The sequence below is a fragment of the Sphaerochaeta sp. genome, assembly GCA_022482495.1.
GTDB lineage: Bacteria > Spirochaetota > Spirochaetia > Sphaerochaetales > Sphaerochaetaceae > RUG023.
The window spans coordinates 1-19,468 of sequence record JAKVPA010000001.1; the positions used below are offsets into that span (position 1 = coordinate 1).

Sequence of the window (19,468 nt, forward strand, 5' to 3'; positions counted from 1 at the left end):
GATCAGCAGTGTCGGGTTGATGTACTTCTTCAGTACATCAGTGAATCTGCCTGCGTCTTTGGCCGATTTGAGGTCGATGAGCAGATCCGGCATTCTGACGTACTTCACAGTGTAATAGTGTTTGCAGGCTTCCATTCCGAAGGCACAAGCCATGTAGGTCTTTCCACTGCCGGTCGCGCCGGTGATAAAGATGTTCCGGTACTCTGTGATGTACTCACAGGTCGCCAGCCGCTCAATGAGCGTTCTGTTCAGCTTGCGGTTGTGCCCATAATCGATATCGGCAATAGAAGCATCAGGCTGCTCAAACTCGGCATTCCGAATCAGCCTCTTCAGCCGGTTGTTCTTGCGTGCAGTGTATTCAGTATCGACGAGCATTCCGAAACGGTCCTCAAAGGGGACCTCCTTCATGGATGGGTCATCCTTCTGGACGCGGAATGCATCGGCCATAGGTGTCATATGCATCTCAATAAGCTTGTCAATCGTACTCTGGTTGGTCATGATCTGTTACCTCCATAATGTCTGGCGCCGCGTGTGATGCCATACTGTGCAGAATCATCCGCCGGTTCCTCAGCTGTTGGCTCAGAAATGCTTTTGTCAGTAGCCAGGATGTTCTTGATGCTCTTATAGCTGGGTGAATTTGAGTACTGTAGCGCCTTTGCACAGGCAGCTTCCAGCCTCTGCGGACTCTTTTTCTCCGCGAGCTTCAAAAGACCCATGCAGGCTCTGTAAGACTGTTGTTCCACCCTGCCGGAGGTAAGAAGGCCGTCTACGACCTTGTATGTATTGATTCCGATTGTTTCCGCCCATCTGCGGAAACGGTCGCCGTTCCATTCCAGATATTTCTGGTGATCCGGAGGCATATGTTCGAGGACGGTGGAATACTGCCCGGAACGTCCGTAAAGACGCTTGTGGGAAGCGATCCGCCGGTGGTCCTTGAAAACTTCAATAGTTGTATCTGTTATCCGCACATCGACCTTATCTTTGATATACTGGTAAGGCACAGAGTAGTACATCTTATCTACTGCGACGTGATAGTTGAACTGCACAGTGGCAGTGCGATGTTCAGCTAATTCAAAACGGGTAGCAGGTAACGCCGCCAGCAATGGCTTTTCTTCCTCAAGAAACAGGCTCAGCCGGCTGCCCTCTTTCTTTTCAAAGTTCGCCTCGTTGTATTTCTTGAGTTTCCTGCGAATTTCCTGATTCAGTTCTGTCAGAGAGAAGAACTGCTCATTGCGTAAAGCTGCTGTGATCCATGTGGACACATGGCCGACGTTGCTTTCTGCATTCGGTTTATCCTTTGGAGTACGGACCCGCGCCGGGATAATAGCTGTGTTGTAATGCTGTGCCAGTTCCTGATAGGACTGGATTAATACCGGCTCATACTTGTCGCTCTGCTTCCGGTTCGTCGCTGTTGGAGCATTATCCGGAACCAGAATCGGCGTTACACCACCGAAAAACTCATACATGTGGACATGTGCTGTGATCCAGGCGCGTTCCTTCTCGTTGATGAAAGCTTCTACGAAGGCGTACTGACTGTAGGTCATTACGCCGACAAAGATCCACGCCTTTGTGATTTCGCCAGTGTACGGATCGATAATCTCGGCAGGATCTCCGGCCCAATCAACCTCGATCTGTTCGCCGGGCTTTCTGGGAAGGTGCATTGTGGCGTTCCGCTTCTGCTCGTTCTGCTGGATGTGATAACAGAACTGGGAATACATGAGCGGATCATCGCCGGCAGTCTTGCAGTCCTCAAGGTATTCCGTCCAAAGGAGCTTTTTGTTGACGCCGTTGCGGAGCAGTTCCTTCCGGATGTAGTCATAATCCGGCATCCGTTTCGTGCTTGTCGACGATAGAGCCTTTGGGAACATCACCCGTTGAAGCTCAGCGTCGGTGTAACTTTCGTCCAACGGCCAGCTGAGAGATAACTCTTTAGCCCGGCGCCGGACATCAATGATGGTGTGTTGCGAGACCTGCAGACTGGCTGCAATTTCACGCAGTGTTAGCCCTAAGGCTGATAGCCTCAGGATTTCGCGATACTTGGTCATAAGTGACCCTCCTTATAATGAATTTGCATCTGGATTGATGCTTAAAATCATTATAAGGATTGCTTCCCTTATGACCGGAATAATGCTTCCCAATTACCCGGAACCATGCTTCCCAAAGTCCGGACAGGTGCTATCGGGGAGCCCGTAATCTTCAGCCAAGGTTTTAGAGTAAGGTAATTCTTGATTGATGTCGAACTCTCAATGTGGGGTAATTCAGTGCACATCTGTTTTAGAGTAAGGTAATTCTTGATTGATGTTAATAGATGGACTAAAAAGGGTGACTTTGCGTGTGCTACCAAAAAGGCACTCCCCTGGGGAAGTGCCTGAAGAGCGCCCTACGGGAGTCGAACCCGCTTCTTAAGCTTGGAAGGCTTAGGTAATACCATTATACGAAAGGCGCTTGATGTATTTGCACTCATACTTATAAAGAAAAACCGGGCTCCCGTCAAGGGGCGTTTTGCTGTCTTCCGGTTGACTACGGGGTTTATTCCCAAGTAGAGTGTTGCTGCAAGGAAGGATGTGTATGGGACTACGTGGTGAAGTGTTTTCCTCGAAACTGGTGAAAAATGACAGGACGTACTTCTTCAATGTGAAGGAGAACATCTATGGTGATATGTTCCTGAATATCGTGGAGAGCAAGGGAACCCCTGACGAGGGGCGTTTCATCCGGCAATCCGTCATCGTCTACCAGGAAGATCTGGGCGAGTTCGTCAAGGAACTGCAGAAAAGCATTGATTACATCAAAATGCATGATACGGCAACCGGTCCGTATCCGTTGGAACGAAGACCGTTGGACAAAGACGGTTCGCCAAAACCCAGGCTTGTCGTCAAGGCGGTGCGCCGAGCGGATGAACCTCCGACAGAAGACAAGCAATCAGAATAGATTCGTATCGCTCTGGTGATGCAGATGAAAGGACCTGCGGTGGATCGGGCAGAACCCGAATTCCCGCAGGTTTTTTTTATGGAGCGCCGTCGGATATCCTTTGTGGATGGCAAATCCGTACTGGGGCCATTTTTTGTCGGCATCGTCCATAAATCGGTCACGGGCTTCCTTGGCCAGAATGGAGGCGGCCATGATTGCCGGCTCCTTGGCGTCTCCTTTGACAATGGTGATCACCGGGCAGGGAAGCGGAGGTTTCCGGTTCCCGTCCACCAGGGCCAAGGTGACCTCTGCCTGCGTTGCGAGTTTTTGGTACGCCCTCTCCATGGCGAGAAATGTCGCCTGCAGGATGTTGATCCGGTCGATCTCCTCGTTGCTGGCCCATCCGATGGCCCAGAGGGCCTGTTCCTTGATGACGGTTTCCGCCTTTTGCCGTTGGAGGTGGGTAAGTTTCTTGGAATCGTTCAGGATTTGGATGGGAAAGTGGGGAGGGAGGATCACCGCGGCGGCGCACACCGGACCGGCAAGCGGTCCCCGGCCCGCCTCATCGATGCCGCAGGTATGAAGCGGATCGTTGCTTTGGAGGGGGAAGAGTTCTTCCTGCTGATTCTTGCGTCCCATAAAAGAAACGGTATATACTTGCGCTATCGTGCGTCAAGGATGGTGGAATGTTTCTCAAGTGTCTTGATCTCCAAGGATTCAAATCGTTTGCCGACAAAACGCATCTTGACTTCACCGATGGGATCACCAGTTTGCTTGGGCCCAACGGGTGCGGCAAGAGCAACATCGTTGACGCCATCAAATGGGTGTTGGGGGAGCAGTCCACCAAAACCCTCCGTGCCGGACGCATGGAGGATGTGATCTTCAACGGAACGGACAAACGCAAGCCGCTTCCGTTCGCAGAAGTGGCGCTTACCATCAACAACGAAAACCATGAGCTTCCCAACGACGCGACGGAGATCGAGATCAAGCGGAGGATTTTCCGTGACGGGAATTCCAACGAGTATTTCATCAACCGCCAGCAGTGCAAACTCTCCGACATCCGGGCTTTGTTCTTTGACACGGGAGTCGGAAAAAGCGCGTATTCCATTCTGGAACAAGGAAAGATCGACCAGATCCTGACCAAATCCCCGGAAGAACGCCGGTCGATCTTCGAGGAAGCCGCCGGTATTTCAAGATTCAAGGCGGAAAGCATCGAGGCGGAACGAAAACTGGAGAAGGCCAACGAGAACATCGCCCAGGTCGAGTCGATCCTGAAGGACACCAAACGGACCTATGAAACCCGCAAGACCCAGGCGGAGAAAGCCATCAAGGCACGGGCTCTGAAGGCGGAACAGTTCAGCCTGGAAGTGGACATCAGCCTGGGAACGGTGCAGTCCTATCTGAAGCTGAAGGATTCGTACCATGAGGAATTGAACAAACTGCAGCTCCAGTTCCAACAGATGCAGGACAAGACCAAACAGGATGCTGAAACGATGAACGCACTGCAGGATGAAATGAAATCCCATGCGGGAAAACGGGTAGCCATCCAGATCCAGATGAAAGGTATCGAAGAGGCGCAGAAGGGCAGGGACGAGAAACTTGACCTGCTCACCCAACGCTTTCGGGAATTCTGCCGGCAGAAGGACCAAAGCCTGCAGAAAGCCGATGAATACAAGGAAAAGATTGACCGGGACACGGAAGTCCTGGACGACAAGAAAGACGCCCTCCAGGATGTGGAGGACAAGCTGTCCACCATCGACGAGGATATCCGCAAAAACATCGAGGCGCTGGATAAAACCAAACAGACCATCGCTGATATCGAAAGCAAGATTACAGAGGAAGAGCGAAACGGACTGAAGCTCAACGAACAGCTTGAGGCGTTGCAACGGGAAGTAGGAGAGCTGACCGATGTCATCGTGGTGCAATTGGACGCCAAGCTGAAGGAATCGGGATACCGGACGGACGAGAAGATCAAGGCGCGGGATGCGTTCGTCCAGAAACTTGCCGCCATCAAAAAATCGGTGGATGAACGCTCTGCGTTCCTTTCCCGCCTGGGTGGAGCCGACCTTTCGTTCCAGACGCTCGCCTCCCAGGAGCAGACGTTCCAGAAGAATCTGCTTGCCGCGTTGCAGGATGCCTCTTCGTTGTTTGACCAGTATGTCTCCCATGAACCGACGTTCCTGGATGATCTGGTGGCCCCGGAAGGGATCATCACCAAAAAGCACCAGTTGGATGGCAACATCGAGCAGATGCGTCGCCAGATCGGAGACGGCAGGGACAAGATGAGCCAGTTGCAGCAAGAGCAACAGCGTCTTTCCCAGTCCGTCGTTTCGTTCCAGGAAGCCATCAACCAGCAGAACTACTCCAAGATCGCCTTGCAGGGACAAAAAAACACCCTCACCGAGATGATCAACCAGATGGGCAAGACCATCATGGAGGAGCAGTACTACTACGATGACCTGATCAACGCCAGCAAGAACGCCGAGAACAGCATTTATGACACGCAGGACAGCATCCGGTCGGTGGAAGAAGCGTACAAGACTGCCAAGGAAGAGATGGAGGATCTGAACGTCCGGCTGGAAGAGGAAGTGTCCGCCGTGGAAAAGGTGCAGAAATCGATCCGGGATATGCAGGAAGCACAGTCTGAGTCAGCCCACGCCCTGCAGGATGTTTTCCAGAAACAGTCTGATCTGAAAGGCCGGATCGCCGGGACGGATGACGCACTGAACGGTGTCTACACCTCCTTCTTCACAACGTATGGGAAGAGTCTGAAGGAATACGAGAACCGGTTGGGGCAGACGATCGAGGAATATGCCGTGTTACAGAACCGGCTCACCTCGGTGAAAAAAGAACTGGAGGGACTGGGGAACATCAACCAGATGGCCGAGGATGAGTTCAACGAAGTGAAGAGCCAGTATGACTTCCTCTCCTCCCAGCTTGCCGACCTGAACAAGGCGAAAGCGGATCTCGTCGGGGTCGTGCAGGACATCAAGACACGAAGCGCCGACTTGTTCAATGAGACGTACAAACAGATATCCGCCAATTTCCAGGATATGTTCCGCCGTCTGTTCGGTGGTGGACGAGCGGAACTGAAACTGGTGCCGCCGGAGCAAAAGCCAGGAAAGGAAGGAGAGGAGCAGGAAGAAGAGAAGCCTCTCTCCGAAGCGGAGCAGAAACTGAAGGAAGCGGATGATATCCTGGAAAGCGGCATTGACATCTTCGCCCAGCCTCCTGGGAAAAAACTGGTGTCGTTGTCCCTGCTCTCCGGTGGGGAGCGGTCGATGACCGCCGTGGCGCTGTTGTTCGCCACCTACATCGTCAAGCCTTCCCCGTTCTGCATTCTGGATGAGATCGACGCGGCGTTGGATGACCGGAACATCGGCAACTTCCTCACCGTGCTGCAGGGCTTCGCCCAGACCAGCCAGTTCATCATCATCACCCACAACAAGCACACCGTCCTGGGCTCGTCCTCCATGCTGGGCGTCACCCAGATCGAGGCAGGAGTGTCCACCACGGTCAGCTACCGTCTGGCGAAGGAAGCGGGAAAGCCGGTGATTCTGGACGACAACTCCAACAAGGTCGATTTCACCGATGATGGAGTGCGGAAATAATGCGTAACCTTGACACCACAATACGGTCTACGGTATAAGTCAACAGGATAGGAAGAGGTATGTTCGAAGCCATTAGTGAAACATTTTCCGGCATTCTCCGCTCCATGGCGGGGAAATCAAAGATCACGGAGAAGAACGTCGAGGACGCGGTAGAAGAGATCAAAGTGGCGTTGCTTGACGCCGATGTCAACCTTCACGTGGTACGCCGGTTCATCAATGGCACCCTTGAGGAAGCGAAAGGGGAGAAAGTCCTTAAGGCGGTCAATCCTGGCCAGCAGTTCGTCAAGATCGTCTACGACAAGATGGTCGCACTGCTTTCCGATCCCCAGGGACAGGACCTGCTTTTGAAAGGACCGGATACCACCACCGTCATTCTGATGATGGGGCTCCAGGGGTCCGGAAAAACCACCACGGCTGCCAAACTCGGCTATCGCCTGAGAAAACAGGGGCGGCGCGTGTTGCTCGCAGCCTGTGACTTGGTCCGTCCGGCTGCCATGCTGCAATTGCAGGTGCTTGGCGAAAAGGCGGAAGTCCCGGTCTATGTGGAGCAGGGGGCGAAAGATCCCGCCGCCGTCGCTTCGGCGGCACTGCGAAAGGCAAAGAAAGAACAGTACGATGTCCTGATCGTCGACACCAGCGGACGGATGTACCTGGATGAGGCGTTGATGGAAGAATTGGCCCGCATCAAGGATGCCGTCAAGCCGGATGAGACATTGTTCGTCGCTGACGCGATGACCGGTCAGGATGCGGTGAACATCGCCAAGGAATTCGAGGCGAAGATCGGCATCTCCGGCGTCGTGTTGACCAAGTTCGACAGCGACACCCGGGGCGGCGCGGCGATGTCGCTTCGCGCCGTGGTGGGAAAGCCGATCAAATTCATCGGTTCCGGTGAGAAGCTGGAGGATATCCAGCCGTTCTATCCGGAGCGTATGGCCAGCCGGATCCTCGGCATGGGAGATGTCGTCTCCCTGGTGGAGAAGGCGCAGGAGACGGTCAGTCAGGAAGAGGCGATGAAGCTTCAGGCGAAGATGGCGAAGAACACCTTCGACCTGCAGGATTACCTTGACCAGCTTGACTCGATGAACAAGATGGGGACGATGGAGCAGATCATCGATATGATTCCTGGTGCCAAAGGGCAGATTTCGGCGGATGACATTGACACCCGCCAGTTCGCCCAGCAGAAGGCGATCATCCGGTCGATGACCCGCATGGAACGGGAGAATTTCCGAGTCATCGGCCCGGACCGCCGCAAGCGGATCGCAAAAGGAAGCGGGACGACCGTTTCCGATGTGAACCGTCTGCTGAAACAATTCGAGAAAACGCGGCTTACCATGCATAAGTTCGCGAAAAATAAGAAATACCAAGCTGCCATGCTGAAACAGATGGGTATGATGAATAATCCACAAGAGAGGTAGGAGGAGTACAAACATGAGTACAAGCATGAGATTGACACGGATGGGAACCCAAAAGAAAGCGGAATACCGCATCGTCGTGATGGACAGCCATTCACCGACCAACAGCAGCACGTTGGACGTGATCGGCCATTATCATCCGAGGGCTGAGGAAGACAAGCAGATCGTCCTTGACGCCGAAAAGGCCAAGGCGTGGTTGCTCAAAGGCGCCCAGCCTTCCGCGACGGTGAAGACGATCCTCAACAAGAGCGGCATCCAGATCAGCAGAAAACCGGCCCAGGACTGAGTTTTCAGGAGCTCGTCGTGGAAAAAGATCTTGTTGAATTTATTGTAAAGAGTCTCGTCGATCATCCGGACCAGGTGAATGTCAACGTCGTGGAGGGGGAGAAATCCACCATCCTCGAGCTGAAAGTCGCCGATGAGGATGTCGGCAAGGTGATCGGCAAGCAAGGCCGCATCGCGAAGGCGATCAGGACAATCCTGTCCGCTTCCGCGACCAAGGGCGGCAAACGCGCCGTGCTCGAGATTCTTGACTGATGGAAACTGGGGATCTGCTTGCCACAGCCACCATTGGTGCCCCGTTTGGGATCAATGGAGAGCTGAAGGTCTATCCGAACAATGAGCGTCATGACTACCTGAAGCAATTGAAGGTGGTCACGGTGCAGTTGTCTGGTGGATCGGTCCGGCAGGTTGAGATCATCGCGTTCAGGGTGGTGGGAGGACAGCTTTTGTGCCAGTTCCGCGGGTATGAAACCCCGGAGAAGGCGCGTGAGCTGTCCCGTGCCATCCTGCTGGTTCCCAGAGATCAGGCGTATCCGTTGAAGAAAGGCGAAGTGTATGTCGCCGATCTGATCGGTTGCAACCTGGTGTATCAAGGGGAAACACTGGCCACCGTGGTCGCGACGGTGGACGGACCGCAGGCTCTGTTGCTGGAAGCCGAGGGGAAGGATGGCAAACGTCATCTGGTCCCGTACCTGCCGGTGTTCGTCGGACCGACGGACATCCAGGCGAAAACCATCCAGCTTCGCGTCGATTGGATTCTGGGATGAACATCACCGTAGTGACATTGTTTCCCGAGATGGTGGAGCCGTTCTTCACCAATTCCATCATGAAGCGCGCCGTGGAAGCGGGTTTGATCACCTACCGGGTGGTCAACTTCCGTGATTGGGCGGAAGATCGCCACAAAAGCTGTGACGATGTTCCGTTCGGCGGTGGAGCCGGGATGGTGGTGAAGTGCGGCCCGTTGGATCGGGCGCTTGGGGACTTGGACGCCCATCACAAACGGGTGGTCTTCGCCACGCCAAGCGGGAAGAAGTTCACCCAGGCGTACGCCAAGGATCTGAGCAAGGAACAGGATCTCCTGTTCATTTGCGGGCATTACGAAGGAATTGACCAACGGATCATCGACACGTGGGTCGATGACGAGATTTCCATCGGGGACTATGTGATTTCCAGCGGGGAAGTCGCAACCTTGGTGTTGATCGACGCCATCTACCGGCTGGTGGATGGGGTGATCGCTCCCGAGTCTCTCCAGGAGGAAAGCTTCTGTGGAGGACTGTTGGAATACCCCCAGTACACACGACCGGAAACCTATTGTGCAAAAGAGGTTCCTGCGGTATTATTGAGCGGTCATCACGCCAACATTTGCCAGTGGCGTGTGATGCAACGACTGGAGAAAACGAAAAAAAATCGGCCGGAATTACTTGAGACGGCGGCACTTGATGTAGACTCCAGATCCACGTTGAATGATTTGTTTGGATATAGTGCGAAAGGGACAAACGAAGATGGACGAAGTGAAGGAAGAAGTGAAGACTGAACAAGTCAATCCTCAGGAAGTGAAAGCTGAGGACGTGAAAGCGGAAGCGCCGAAGGCGGAAGAGAAGCAGGAACCGGTAGCGGCGAAAGCCGCGGCACCGAAGAAAGCCGCCGTGCCGAAAGACGTCATCAAGGCGATCGAATCGGAACAGATCAAGGAAAATGCCGAGAACTTCAGCGTAGGTGATACGGTGAAGGTTTATTTCAAGATCATTGAAGGTGCCACGGAGCGTGTCCAGGTGTTCGAAGGCCTGGTCATCTGCAAGAAGAACAGCGGACTGCGCAAATCGTTCACCGTACGGAAGAACTCCTATGGTGTCGGTGTGGAACGTATCTTCCCGATGCATTCCCCGCGTATCGAGAAGGTCGAGATTGTGCGCCATGGCCGTGTCAGAAGAGCCAAGCTGTACTACGTGCGCGGCAAGGTCGGCAAGAGCGCCAAGATCAAGGAACTGTTCGTCAAGAAAGAGGCCTGATGTTCGATATCAACAATCCCCGTGGGCCTTGGTCCAATGGGGATTGTTTTGTATCGGAAGGAGGAAGGGATGGAAGCGAATCGGAGCGGAAAGGGAAAACGAGGGAAAAAGGGGAAGCCTGATTCCCACAAGGAAAACCACCGCACGCCCAGCGCGCGGGAGTTGCTCCTGCCCAAGAAACATCCGGTACGCCACAGTAATCTTCCCATCCCTGAACCCCGAATGATCAAGGAACCGCTTCCTGTCTGTCCTCTTTGCGGCAAACAGGTGGAGAACATCGCAGAGGCGATCACTGCTCCGGATGGATCGTACTGCCACTTCGACTGTGTCATCACGCAGTTGACCGAGCAGGAAAAGCCGAAAGAAAACCAGATGATCAGCTACGTGGGCAGCGGTAACTTCGCCGTCGTGGAGAAGGGTACCGACGGAAAATTCACCATCGTCAAGAAGTTCGAATACGAGAAGCGTGAAGCGTTCGACGCAATGAAAAAGTATGTGGAGGCATCAAAAATCGGATGAGTGACAACCATATCGCCATGCTTCCCGGATCGTTTGATCCCCCAACGTACGGACACATTGACATTATCGAGCGGAGCGCCGCGTTGTATGACAAGCTGTACGTCGTCGTGGCGGACAACATTGAGAAGAAATACCTGTTCACTGCGGAAGAGCGGAAAGCGATGCTGGAAGAGATTCTTGCAGGATACCCGAACGTCCAGGTGGAGACGTACCGCGGCCTGGTGGTGGAGTTCGCCCGAAGCCATCAGATCGGTGTGATGATCCGTGGAGTGCGTGCCTTGGTCGATTTCGGATATGAGTTTGAGCTGGCCATGACCAACAAGCAGATCAACCCGGATCTGGAAGTGTTGTTCATGCCGACCAGCCCCAAATACTTTCTTCTGCGTTCCTCCGGCATCAAGGAGATGGCCAGCTTCGGCGCGGATGTCTCCAAACTGGTGCCCAAAGTAGTGGCGCAACAGCTGAAGAAGCGGATAAAGGTGATTGGAAATGAGTGAAGAAGAGATTTTGGACAAGATCCGCCCGATCATCGCCGAGAAGCTGTCGATTCCTGCCGATAAGATCACGATGGACGCGTCGTTCATCAAGGATCTCGGGGCGGACAGCCTGACGGCCTTCGAGATGATCTGGGCGATCGAGGACGCCATCGGCGTCGAAGTTCCCGATGAAACATTGATGGACATCCACACGGTGCATGACGCCGTTCGTGAGATTTCCCGGCAGTTGGCATAGTTGTTGACTCACCGTGCCAAAACCGTTATTCTAGTGTAGTTTCCTAATTCAAGAGAGGTACATATCATGGCAACACCCAAATATAAGACGTCGAAATCCAAAGCAGCCAGCCGCAAGGCGGCCAACATGAAACTTGCCAGCCCGACGCTGACCAAATGCAGCACCTGCGGGAACCTGATCCTTCCTCATCGCGTATGCCCGAAGTGCGGGTTCTATCGTGGTGTGCAGGTGATCGAGCAGAGCGAGAAATAAGAGGAGTTTGGTGCATGACTACGATGACAAAAGACGAACTGTTCAAGAAGGTACAGGCTTTGATTGCCGAGAAGTTTGATCTGGATCCGTCCAAAGTAACGATGGAATCCAATTTCCGCAAGGATTTTGAGGCGGACAGTCTTGATACCTATGAATTGGTCTATGCGATCGAGCAGGACTTCGGCGTGACGATTCCTGACGAGAAGGCCAATGAGTTTGAGACGGTGAAGGATGCCGTCGATTATCTCGAAACCCAAATCGCGTAACATGTCAGATTTTGACGCGCAAGCTCCCGTTGTCTCCGATACGAGAAAATGGGAGCTTTTGAATTTTAAGAAGGAATCAGGGATTCCCATTGAGGATCTCAGCCTGTTGAACCTTGCCTTCACCCATCGGTCCTACGCAAATGAGACGACGGATGAGATCGGCAACAACGAACGGCTGGAGTTTCTTGGCGACAGCATCCTTGGCATGGTGGTGGCCGATTGGCTTTTCCGTAACATGCCGAAGAAACACGAGGGCGATTTCTCGAAGATCAAGAGCATCGCCGTCAGTGAGGACAGTCTGGATGTCGTCGCGAAGAAACTGCATCTTGGCACCTACCTTTTGATGGGCAAGGGGGAAGAGCGCTCCGGAGGAAGGGAGAAGAAGGCGTTGCTCGCCGATTGTGTCGAGGCGCTGTTCGCCGCCTGCTATCTGGACCAGGGTTTCATCCCCACCAGGGATTTCATCCTCTCCTGCATGGTGCCCCAGATTGAGGACGTGGTGCGCAACAACTACCACCACGATTTCAAGACCAGCCTGCAGGAGTACTGCCAGCATCGCTACAAGAAGACGCCGGTGTACACGTTGGTGGACAAGAAAGGTCCGGAGCACGATTTCACCTTTTTTGTGACGGTCAACGTCCACGGACAGGTATTCGGTCCGGCCCAGGGTTCGACGAAGAAACAGGCGGAGCAGAACGCGGCGAAACTGGCTTACGATGGCTTGGATGTCGCTTCGTTCGAAGCTTCCAAGTGAGCTGACGCCAGAGCGATGAGCCGATCCCGCTCGTTCTGGGCGGGATCTTCCATCACACAGGAAAGCAGATATTCCAGCATCTCTTTGACACCAGGCCCTTTGGGAACACCAAGGGCCATCACGTCGTTGCCGTTGATCTTCAGGTCTTTCAGTGAGAGTGCGTCCCCTTGTTCCAGAATGGATTGGATTCGTTGTTCCAGGCTCTGGATGGAACGGTAGGCGGCAAGCTGGATCGTCTGGTTTTCCGCTTCCCCCTGGTCGGTCATCGTGGCGATGACGTCACAGATACGGAGACGGAACAGGTCGTCAAGGTGGTCTTTGCCCACCCGGACGATGAAGCGCCGGACGGCAGCGTCACTCCACTCGGGAGTGTAGGTGAACATGTGCTGGGAAACCAGGTGGGAGACGGTATCCACCTCTTCGTTGGATGCTTTGAGGTTTCTCAGAATGGTACGGGTGATCTCGGCGCCGACCAGATCATGACGGTGATAGGTATTGCCGTCCGGATGGTATTCCACCGTCCTGCATTTGCCGATGTCGTGCAGCAGCGCCGCTTCCCGGACATACTGGCTGTAGCCATGGTCCGCGGCGATCTGGCAGGTATGGATGCAATGTGCAAGCACGGTGTCGTGGTGCTGTCCGTTCTGCTGGATGCCCCGCCCATTTGCCAGGTCAGGAAGCAGGACATCCAGGACACCGCTCTGGTCGGCCAGGGCAAGCCCTTTGGCGGGGTGAGGGCTGCATAGCATCTTGGTCAATTCGTCATGGATCCGTTCCTCTGAGACGTGGGAGAGGTTTTCCTTCAGTTCCCCCATCGCCTTGAAGGTTTCCGGCTCAATGGTGAAATCAAGTTTCGCCGCGAAGCGAAGGGCGCGAAGGATTCTCAAGGCGTCTTCCTGGAACCGTTTGCGCGGTTCCCCGATGGCCCTGATCACCCCGTCCTTCAGGTCTTCCCTGCCATGGTACAGGTCGATGATCTGGCCGCTGATGCAGTCCGCGGCAAACGCGTTGATGGTGAAGTCCCTGCGGGAGAGGTCTTCGGCAAGATCCGGGACGAACGTGACGGAGGAGGGGTGGCGCATATCCAGGTAGGCGCCTTCCGTCCGGAACGTGGTCACCTCGTACTTCTGGCCATGGAACAACACGGTGACCGTGCCATGTTCGATTCCGGTGGGGATCACCCGGCGGAACAGGCGCTGCACCTCCTGGGGTATTGCGTCGGTGGTGAAATCATAATCATGGTTTGGCACGCCAAGAAGCGCGTCGCGGATCGAACCTCCGACGACGTACAGATGGTGTCCGTGTTCCTGGAACACCTTTCCGAATTCCTTGACTTCTTCAGGTAACGGAAACGATTTCATACCCGCTATCCTAGCAGATTGGGCGCCGTTTGTCCCCTATGCAAGAAAGGCCGTTTATTGTATATTGGGAAGTATCTCACCCGTGAGGTCTGTATCTTTTCGTTGATGCGCAAACAGTTGGTTTGCAAGGAGTTTATATGTTTCATCCGGTAACTACCAAGGTTGATTTCCCAGCGATGGAGGAGGGGACGCTCGCGTTCTGGAAAGAGCACGAAATCTTCCATAAATCCATCGAGCAGCGTCCTATTGACAACGAGTTCGTCTTCTACGACGGTCCTCCGTTCGCAACTGGTCTTCCCCATTTCGGACACTTCGTCCCGGGAACGATCAAGGACGCCATTCCTCGGTACCAGACGATGAAAGGCAAGCGGGTCCAGCGTGGCTGGGGGTGGGACTGCCATGGCGTTCCCGTCGAGTACGAGATGGAAAAGACCCTGGGCATCGGCGGGTACACCCAGGTGATGCAATATGGCGTGGCCAAATTCAACGACCAATGCCGTTCCATCGTGCTCCGCTATACGGAGGAATGGAAGAAGACGGTGACCCGTATGGGCCGCTGGGTCGATTTTGATCATGGGTACCGCACGATGGATCCCACCTACATGGAATCCATCTGGTGGGTGTTCAAGACGCTGTACGAGAAAGGGTACATCTACGAAGGATACAACATCCTTCCGTATTCCCCGGGACTTGCCTGTCCGCTTTCCAACTTCGAGGTGGCCTTGGGTGGATACCAGGATGTGGTGGACCAGGCGGTGACGGTGCGCTTCGCCGTGGATGGCAAGAAGAACACCTACTTCCTGGCATGGACAACCACGCCGTGGACGCTTCCCAGCAACCTGGCCCTCTGTTTCGGACCGGATATCGACTACGTCGAGGTGGAGGACGCCTCCGACCACAACCACTACATTCTGGGCAAAGCGCGGCTCGGCGCCTACTACACCAAGCCGGAGCAGTATCGGGTCGTCGAGGAGCACAAAGGGTCGTACTACAAGGGTATGACCTATGAGCCGTTGTTCCCATACTTCAAGGACTTGAAGAAGCAGGGCGCGTTTACCTGCGTGCTGGGCGATTACGTCACAACGACGGATGGCTGCGGCATCGTCCATACGGCAAGCGGTTTCGGCGAGGATGACTACAACGTGCTGAAAGACACCGGAATCCCGGTCGTCTGCCCGGTGGACATGGAGTGCAAGTTCACCGATGAGGTACCCGATTACAAAGGCCGCTTCGTCAAGGACTGCGACAAGGACATCATCAACCGGCTGCGCAACGAAGGCAAGCTGGTCAAGCGGGAGAACTACCTGCACGCCTATCCGTTCTGCTATCGTACCCACACGCCGTTGATCTACCGCGCGATGAGCTGCTGGTTCGTCAATGTGCAGAAGATCAAGAAGAGCATGCTGGAGTGCAACGAGCAGATCAACTGGATTCCGGCGCACATCAAGGAAGGACGGTTCGGCAAGTGGCTGGAAGGCGCTCGTGACTGGGCCATCAGCCGCAACCGGTTCTGGGGCAACCCGATCCCCATCTGGAAAAGCGACAGCGGCAAGTATCTGGAAGTGATCGGCTCGATCGCCGATCTGGAAGCCAAGTGTGGAAAGAAGGTGCCTGACCTGCACAAGCAGTATGTGGACGAACTGACCTGGAAGGCTCCGGACGGTTCGACGATGCGGCGCATTCCGGATGTCCTGGACTGCTGGTTCGAGTCCGGCTCGATGCCGTACGCCCAGCTGCACTATCCGTTTGAGAACAAGGAATACTTCGAGAAGCACTTCCCGGCTGATTTCATCAACGAAGGATTGGACCAGACCCGTGGTTGGTTCTATTCGTTGACCGTCATCGCCGCGGGCCTGTTCGATTCCCCGGCGTTCCGCAACTGTGTGGTCAGCGGCCTGGTGCTTGCCGCCGACGGCAAGAAGATGTCCAAGAGCCTGCACAACTTCAGCGACCCGGTGAAGGTGATCAACACCTATGGCGCCGACGCGTTGCGCTTCGATCTGATGAACTCCGCCGTGGTGCACGCTGACGAGGTGAACTACAGTGACAAAGGGGTGGAGGAGGTCCTGAAGACGCTGTTGATCCCCCTGTGGAACGCCTACACGTTCTTCGTCACCTATGCCAACATCGATGGCTACCAGCCCGGTGAGACGAAGTTCGAGGATCTGAAGAATCCGCTTGACCGGTGGATCATCAGCATGAGTGAGGAGCTCACTGATGCCTGCACCAAGGCGTTTGACGCCTACGACATCCAGGCGGTCTGCTCCCAGTTCATCCCGTTCATCGACAACCTGAACAACTGGTACATCCGGCGCAGCCGCAGACGGTTCTGGAAGAGTGACAACGACCAGGACAAGAAGCAGGCGTACGACACGCTGTACCGTGTGCTGATGACCTTCTGCAAGGTGACCTGCCCGATCATCCCGTTCGTCACTGAGGAAATCTACCAGAACCTGAAGACGGATGACATGCCGGAATCGATTCATCTGTGCAGTTATCCGTTGTATGACGCCGCCCAGCGTGATCCGCTGTTGGAGGAAGAGATGGCGTTGACCCAGAAAGCGATTGCGCTGGGCCGCACGTTGCGCGCCTCCCACAACCTGAAGATCCGCCAGCCGCTGGCAACCATGTATCTGGTCGACCGCAAGGAAGACGAACGGAATATCCTCAAGGGCATGGAGGACATCATCGCCGAGGAGCTGAACGTCAAGCAGGTGAAACTGCAGGGCGATGAGACCGGCCTGGTCTCCTATGGCGCCAAGGCGAACTTCAAGGTGCTGGGCAAGTTGCTAGGCAAACATATGAAGGAAGTGGCGGGAAGGATCGAGGGGCTGTCCAGTGAGGCGATCGGAGAAATCCTGGATGGCAAGGCGCTTCACATCGACTATGAAGGCGGTTCGTTGGATCTGACCAAGGACGAGATCATCGTGCAGCGCTCCGAAGCCGAAGGGGTGAAGGTGCTCAATGAAGGAACGGTGACCGTCGGATTCGACACCAAGCTGACCGAGTCCTTGATGGAGGAAGGTGTGGCGCGGGAGATCATCCACGCCGTGCAGAACCTCCGCAAGGAAAATGGGTTTGACGTGGCGGACCGCATCAACATGAAGTATGATGGTACTCCGCTGGTGGACAAGGTGTTCGCCGATTTTGGGGACTACATCAAGGGTGAGACCCTCTGCCAGAACGTGGAGAAAGCCAACCTGACCTGCAGTGCCATCGAATGCGGTGAGAACCAGGTGAAATTCCAGTTGAGCAAGGCATGAGACGGAACCTTCTCCTGTACAGCGCGATCGCCTGCATCATCCTCTCCGGCTGCGCCACCACCCGCAGGGTGGGTGGCGGGTTGGTCGGACCGATGCAGAACATCGCCCGCACGGGAGATGTCCTGGTCACCATCGATACGAAGCGTGAGCCGGATCTCGCCCTCCGCCTGTTGGGAAGCGAAGAGCTTGCAAAGCGGAGCACGCGGATCAGCGCGGCCATCACCCCAGAAGGGGAAGGGCCGCTCACGCTTTCTTCCGGTGAGGTAACCGCGGTGATCGAAGGGGATTTCCCCTCGTTCCTGCTTTCCGTGGCCATGCGTTCCGATCCTTCCTTTTCCAAAGAGAAGGATCATTATGCCAAAGGGGAGGTGAACATCGGTTCCCTTTCGTCCCGGGTGGTGATGTATACCAACGGAAATTGGGATGAGAAGAAACAGCTGTTCGCTGAACCGGTGACGATGGATGACGTGACGGCGGGACGTCTTTCCCAGGCGTCCATCGCGCTGTATGCCGTCCACCCGACGACGTTCTTTGATCTTGGACTGGAAATCCCCCAGACGGTGTATCCGGCCATCGAGAAACTGATGGTGACCATTGATGATGACCATGTGGCGACGATCGCCATCACGGCGGTTGACGAGCAGAAGGCTGCGACGTTGTCCAAACTGCTCCGGAGCGCCTATGTGGCGAAACTTCGCAGGGATGGGGAGAAGTTTTCCCTGGAGAACGTCCGGAACATGTTTACCCTTGAGGGGAATTTGCTTACTATGAGTGATATGAAGATCCTGGATTCCCAGTTCTCCGGCATGCTGGAAGAACTGGGGTCTTTGGTATAGGAGAGAAACCATGCCGTATTACGAATATGAGTGCGACGCTTGTCATGAGACGTTCACACTGGAACAATCGCTGATGCATCATGACGCTCCGGAGACCTGTCCGAAATGCGGTGCCGAGCACACGGTGCGCCGTGTCTTCACCCCGTCTTCGGTGATCTTCAAAGGCAGTGGATTCTACTGCACCGATCACAACAAAGGGCAGGGCGCCTGTCAGCAGTGCGCCGCCCAAAAAGGGAATTGAGATGGAGGGGAAGAAACGCATCCTCACGGGGGATCGTCCCACCGGACGACTCCACCTGGGGCATTACGTAGGATCCTTGAAGAGCAGGGTGGAACTGCAGGATCAATATGATACCTGGATCGAGATCGCGGACGTCCAGGCGCTCACCACCCATTTCGAGCATCCTGAGTTGATCAACCAGAGCATCTACGAAGTGGCGATGGACAATCTTTCCGTCGGGCTTGATCCCCAGAAAGTGACCATTCTGCAGCAGAGCCAGGTGCCCAGCATTGCGGAGCTTACCATCTTCTATTCGATGATCGTCAGTTGCAACCAACTCAGCCATAATCCGACGATCAAGACGGAAGCGAAGAACTACGGGTATTCCGATCTTTCCTATGGATTCCTCGGGTATCCGGTCAGCCAGGCTGCGGACATCACGTTCTGCAACGCGTCGCTGGTGCCGGTCGGGGAAGACCAGATCCCCCACATTGAGCTTGCCCGGAAGATCGTCCGGAAGTTCAATGAGCTGTATGGGACGCGCATCATCGAGCCGGAATACCGTATTTCCTCCATCGGACGGTTGTCCGGTCTGGATGGGAACGCCAAGATGGGAAAGAGCCTTGGCAACGCCATCTATCTTTCCGATCCTCCGGAAACAATTTGGGAGAAAGTGCGCAACGCCGTCACCGATCCCGCCCGCATCACGGTGAAGATTCCGGGACATCCGGACATCTGCAACGTGTACAAGTATCATACCGTCTTCAACAAGGAAGAGGCGCCGAACATCTGCGAGATGTGCAAGAACGCCCAGATCGGGTGCGTCGCCTGCAAGAAGCGGCTGAATGAAGTGCTGAACACGATGCTGGATCCGATCCGTGAGAAGCGCCACTACTACGAGGCGCACAAGGATGAGGTGAAGGAGTTGATCGCTTCCGGCACCAAACGTGCCAACGAGGTGGGAAACGCCAACATCGCCGACATCAAGGAACACATGCACGTCATGCTGTGACGGTCGTTGTTTCCCAGTTTGCTTTTGCCTTC

22 protein-coding genes and 1 tRNA gene are annotated in these 19,468 nt (G+C 54.7%); 18 read left to right on the top strand and 5 right to left on the bottom strand.

Going from position 1 to position 19,468, the window contains the following annotated elements; translation table 11 throughout:
* The 3 genes from LKE28_00005 to LKE28_00015 form a co-directional block, all read right to left on the bottom strand.
* Positions 1-498 (bottom strand): ATP-binding protein (locus LKE28_00005; GenBank protein MCH3906667.1); only part of this gene is annotated, 498 nt, incomplete at its 3' end.
* Positions 495-2,045, bottom strand: a complete 1,551-nt coding sequence (gene istA, locus LKE28_00010) for an IS21 family transposase (GenBank protein MCH3906668.1) — start codon at positions 2,043-2,045, stop codon at positions 495-497. The genes istA and LKE28_00005, both read right to left, overlap by 4 nt.
* Positions 2,046-2,374: 329 nt before the next feature.
* A tRNA-Gly gene (locus LKE28_00015) sits at positions 2,375-2,445 on the bottom strand.
* 123 nt (positions 2,446-2,568) lie between these two features.
* On the opposite strand from LKE28_00015, the gene LKE28_00020 reads away from it, so the two are divergent.
* Positions 2,569-2,928 carry a DUF3276 family protein gene (locus tag LKE28_00020; GenBank protein ID MCH3906669.1) on the top strand — a complete coding sequence of 120 codons (360 nt, stop codon included), beginning with the start codon at positions 2,569-2,571 and terminating at the stop codon, positions 2,926-2,928.
* On the opposite strand, the gene LKE28_00025 is transcribed toward LKE28_00020, so the two are convergent.
* A complete protein-coding gene (locus LKE28_00025; GenBank protein ID MCH3906670.1) occupies positions 2,920-3,546 on the bottom strand; it encodes a ribonuclease HII in 627 nt (208 codons plus the stop codon). The two genes, LKE28_00020 and LKE28_00025, sit on opposite strands and share 9 nt — an antisense overlap.
* Before the next feature lie 47 nt (positions 3,547-3,593).
* Here LKE28_00025 and LKE28_00030 point away from each other — a divergent pair, with 47 nt between their 5' ends.
* The 13 genes from LKE28_00030 to rnc all read left to right on the top strand — a co-directional run bounded on the left by LKE28_00030 (position 3,594) and on the right by rnc (position 12,744).
* Positions 3,594-6,518 (top strand): AAA family ATPase, encoded by a 2,925-nt coding sequence (locus LKE28_00030; GenBank protein MCH3906671.1) that lies wholly within the window; start codon positions 3,594-3,596, stop codon positions 6,516-6,518.
* Positions 6,519-6,577: 59 nt separating this feature from the next.
* On the top strand, positions 6,578-7,933 hold the full coding sequence (ffh, locus tag LKE28_00035) for a signal recognition particle protein (GenBank protein MCH3906672.1): 1,356 nt from the start codon (positions 6,578-6,580) through the stop codon (positions 7,931-7,933).
* Positions 7,934-7,946: 13 nt separating this feature from the next.
* Complete coding sequence (gene rpsP, locus LKE28_00040) at positions 7,947-8,216, top strand: 30S ribosomal protein S16 (protein ID MCH3906673.1); 270 nt, start codon at positions 7,947-7,949, stop codon at positions 8,214-8,216.
* A gap of 17 nt (positions 8,217-8,233) precedes the next feature.
* Positions 8,234-8,467 (top strand): KH domain-containing protein, encoded by a 234-nt coding sequence (locus LKE28_00045; protein MCH3906674.1) that lies wholly within the window; start codon positions 8,234-8,236, stop codon positions 8,465-8,467.
* Entirely contained in the window at positions 8,467-8,979 is a 513-nt protein-coding gene (gene rimM, locus LKE28_00050; GenBank protein ID MCH3906675.1) for a ribosome maturation factor RimM, read from the top strand. The genes LKE28_00045 and rimM overlap by 1 nt, the downstream gene beginning before the upstream one ends.
* The gene (gene trmD, locus LKE28_00055; protein MCH3906676.1) at positions 8,976-9,746 is read left to right on the top strand and encodes a tRNA (guanosine(37)-N1)-methyltransferase TrmD; all 771 of its coding nucleotides are present in this window, start codon (positions 8,976-8,978) and stop codon (positions 9,744-9,746) included. Before rimM ends, trmD begins: the two co-directional genes overlap by 4 nt.
* Positions 9,747-9,858: 112 nt before the next feature.
* Positions 9,859-10,221, top strand: a complete 363-nt coding sequence (gene rplS / locus LKE28_00060; GenBank protein MCH3906677.1) for a 50S ribosomal protein L19 — start codon at positions 9,859-9,861, stop codon at positions 10,219-10,221.
* Positions 10,222-10,290: 69 nt separating this feature from the next.
* Positions 10,291-10,740, top strand: coding sequence for a hypothetical protein (locus LKE28_00065; protein MCH3906678.1), 450 nt, complete (start codon positions 10,291-10,293; stop codon positions 10,738-10,740).
* Positions 10,737-11,237: a pantetheine-phosphate adenylyltransferase gene (gene coaD / locus LKE28_00070; protein MCH3906679.1), complete on the top strand. Its 501-nt coding sequence runs from the start codon at positions 10,737-10,739 to the stop codon at positions 11,235-11,237. Before LKE28_00065 ends, coaD begins: the two co-directional genes overlap by 4 nt.
* Positions 11,230-11,472 carry an acyl carrier protein gene (gene acpP, locus LKE28_00075; protein MCH3906680.1) on the top strand — a complete coding sequence of 81 codons (243 nt, stop codon included), beginning with the start codon at positions 11,230-11,232 and terminating at the stop codon, positions 11,470-11,472. The genes coaD and acpP (LKE28_00075) overlap by 8 nt, the downstream gene beginning before the upstream one ends.
* Before the next feature lie 66 nt (positions 11,473-11,538).
* Positions 11,539-11,724 carry a 50S ribosomal protein L32 gene (gene rpmF / locus LKE28_00080; protein ID MCH3906681.1) on the top strand — a complete coding sequence of 62 codons (186 nt, stop codon included), beginning with the start codon at positions 11,539-11,541 and terminating at the stop codon, positions 11,722-11,724.
* 23 nt (positions 11,725-11,747) lie between these two features.
* Positions 11,748-11,990 carry an acyl carrier protein gene (gene acpP / locus LKE28_00085; GenBank protein MCH3906682.1) on the top strand — a complete coding sequence of 81 codons (243 nt, stop codon included), beginning with the start codon at positions 11,748-11,750 and terminating at the stop codon, positions 11,988-11,990.
* A 58-nt stretch (positions 11,991-12,048) separates the two neighbouring features.
* Positions 12,049-12,744: a ribonuclease III gene (gene rnc / locus LKE28_00090; GenBank protein ID MCH3906683.1), complete on the top strand. Its 696-nt coding sequence runs from the start codon at positions 12,049-12,051 to the stop codon at positions 12,742-12,744.
* Here rnc and LKE28_00095 read toward each other — a convergent pair.
* Positions 12,702-14,105 (bottom strand): HDIG domain-containing protein, encoded by a 1,404-nt coding sequence (locus LKE28_00095; protein MCH3906684.1) that lies wholly within the window; start codon positions 14,103-14,105, stop codon positions 12,702-12,704. The genes rnc and LKE28_00095 overlap by 43 nt on opposite strands.
* Positions 14,106-14,242: 137 nt before the next feature.
* On the opposite strand from LKE28_00095, the gene ileS reads away from it, so the two are divergent.
* Genes ileS through trpS form a run of 4 tightly spaced genes read left to right on the top strand, consistent with a single transcriptional unit; the run spans position 14,243 to position 19,436 of the window.
* The gene (gene ileS / locus LKE28_00100; protein MCH3906685.1) at positions 14,243-17,368 is read left to right on the top strand and encodes an isoleucine--tRNA ligase; all 3,126 of its coding nucleotides are present in this window, start codon (positions 14,243-14,245) and stop codon (positions 17,366-17,368) included.
* Positions 17,365-18,204 carry a hypothetical protein gene (locus tag LKE28_00105; GenBank protein ID MCH3906686.1) on the top strand — a complete coding sequence of 280 codons (840 nt, stop codon included), beginning with the start codon at positions 17,365-17,367 and terminating at the stop codon, positions 18,202-18,204. The genes ileS and LKE28_00105 overlap by 4 nt, the downstream gene beginning before the upstream one ends.
* Positions 18,205-18,214: 10 nt before the next feature.
* Positions 18,215-18,445: a zinc ribbon domain-containing protein gene (locus tag LKE28_00110; GenBank protein MCH3906687.1), complete on the top strand. Its 231-nt coding sequence runs from the start codon at positions 18,215-18,217 to the stop codon at positions 18,443-18,445.
* Between the two features lies 1 nt (position 18,446).
* Positions 18,447-19,436, top strand: coding sequence for a tryptophan--tRNA ligase (trpS, locus tag LKE28_00115; protein MCH3906688.1), 990 nt, complete (start codon positions 18,447-18,449; stop codon positions 19,434-19,436).
* Positions 19,437-19,468 lie beyond the last annotated feature (32 nt).

Coding starts and splice junctions, on each gene's coding strand:
- LKE28_00110 (MCH3906687.1), top strand. CDS start 18,215: ATGCCGTATTACGAATATGAGTGCGACGCTTGTCATGAGACGTTCACA.
- rpsP (MCH3906673.1), top strand. CDS start 7,947: ATGAGTACAAGCATGAGATTGACACGGATGGGAACCCAAAAGAAAGCG.
- LKE28_00105 (MCH3906686.1), top strand. CDS start 17,365: ATGAGACGGAACCTTCTCCTGTACAGCGCGATCGCCTGCATCATCCTC.
- acpP (MCH3906680.1), top strand. CDS start 11,230: ATGAGTGAAGAAGAGATTTTGGACAAGATCCGCCCGATCATCGCCGAG.
- acpP (MCH3906682.1), top strand. CDS start 11,748: ATGACAAAAGACGAACTGTTCAAGAAGGTACAGGCTTTGATTGCCGAG.
- LKE28_00025 (MCH3906670.1), bottom strand. CDS start 3,546: ATGGGACGCAAGAATCAGCAGGAAGAACTCTTCCCCCTCCAAAGCAAC.
- LKE28_00020 (MCH3906669.1), top strand. CDS start 2,569: ATGGGACTACGTGGTGAAGTGTTTTCCTCGAAACTGGTGAAAAATGAC.
- istA (MCH3906668.1), bottom strand. CDS start 2,045: ATGACCAAGTATCGCGAAATCCTGAGGCTATCAGCCTTAGGGCTAACA.
- LKE28_00030 (MCH3906671.1), top strand. CDS start 3,594: ATGTTTCTCAAGTGTCTTGATCTCCAAGGATTCAAATCGTTTGCCGAC.
- LKE28_00065 (MCH3906678.1), top strand. CDS start 10,291: ATGGAAGCGAATCGGAGCGGAAAGGGAAAACGAGGGAAAAAGGGGAAG.
- LKE28_00095 (MCH3906684.1), bottom strand. CDS start 14,105: ATGAAATCGTTTCCGTTACCTGAAGAAGTCAAGGAATTCGGAAAGGTG.
- ffh (MCH3906672.1), top strand. CDS start 6,578: ATGTTCGAAGCCATTAGTGAAACATTTTCCGGCATTCTCCGCTCCATG.
- rpmF (MCH3906681.1), top strand. CDS start 11,539: ATGGCAACACCCAAATATAAGACGTCGAAATCCAAAGCAGCCAGCCGC.
- ileS (MCH3906685.1), top strand. CDS start 14,243: ATGTTTCATCCGGTAACTACCAAGGTTGATTTCCCAGCGATGGAGGAG.
- coaD (MCH3906679.1), top strand. CDS start 10,737: ATGAGTGACAACCATATCGCCATGCTTCCCGGATCGTTTGATCCCCCA.
- trmD (MCH3906676.1), top strand. CDS start 8,976: ATGAACATCACCGTAGTGACATTGTTTCCCGAGATGGTGGAGCCGTTC.
- trpS (MCH3906688.1), top strand. CDS start 18,447: ATGGAGGGGAAGAAACGCATCCTCACGGGGGATCGTCCCACCGGACGA.
- rimM (MCH3906675.1), top strand. CDS start 8,467: ATGGAAACTGGGGATCTGCTTGCCACAGCCACCATTGGTGCCCCGTTT.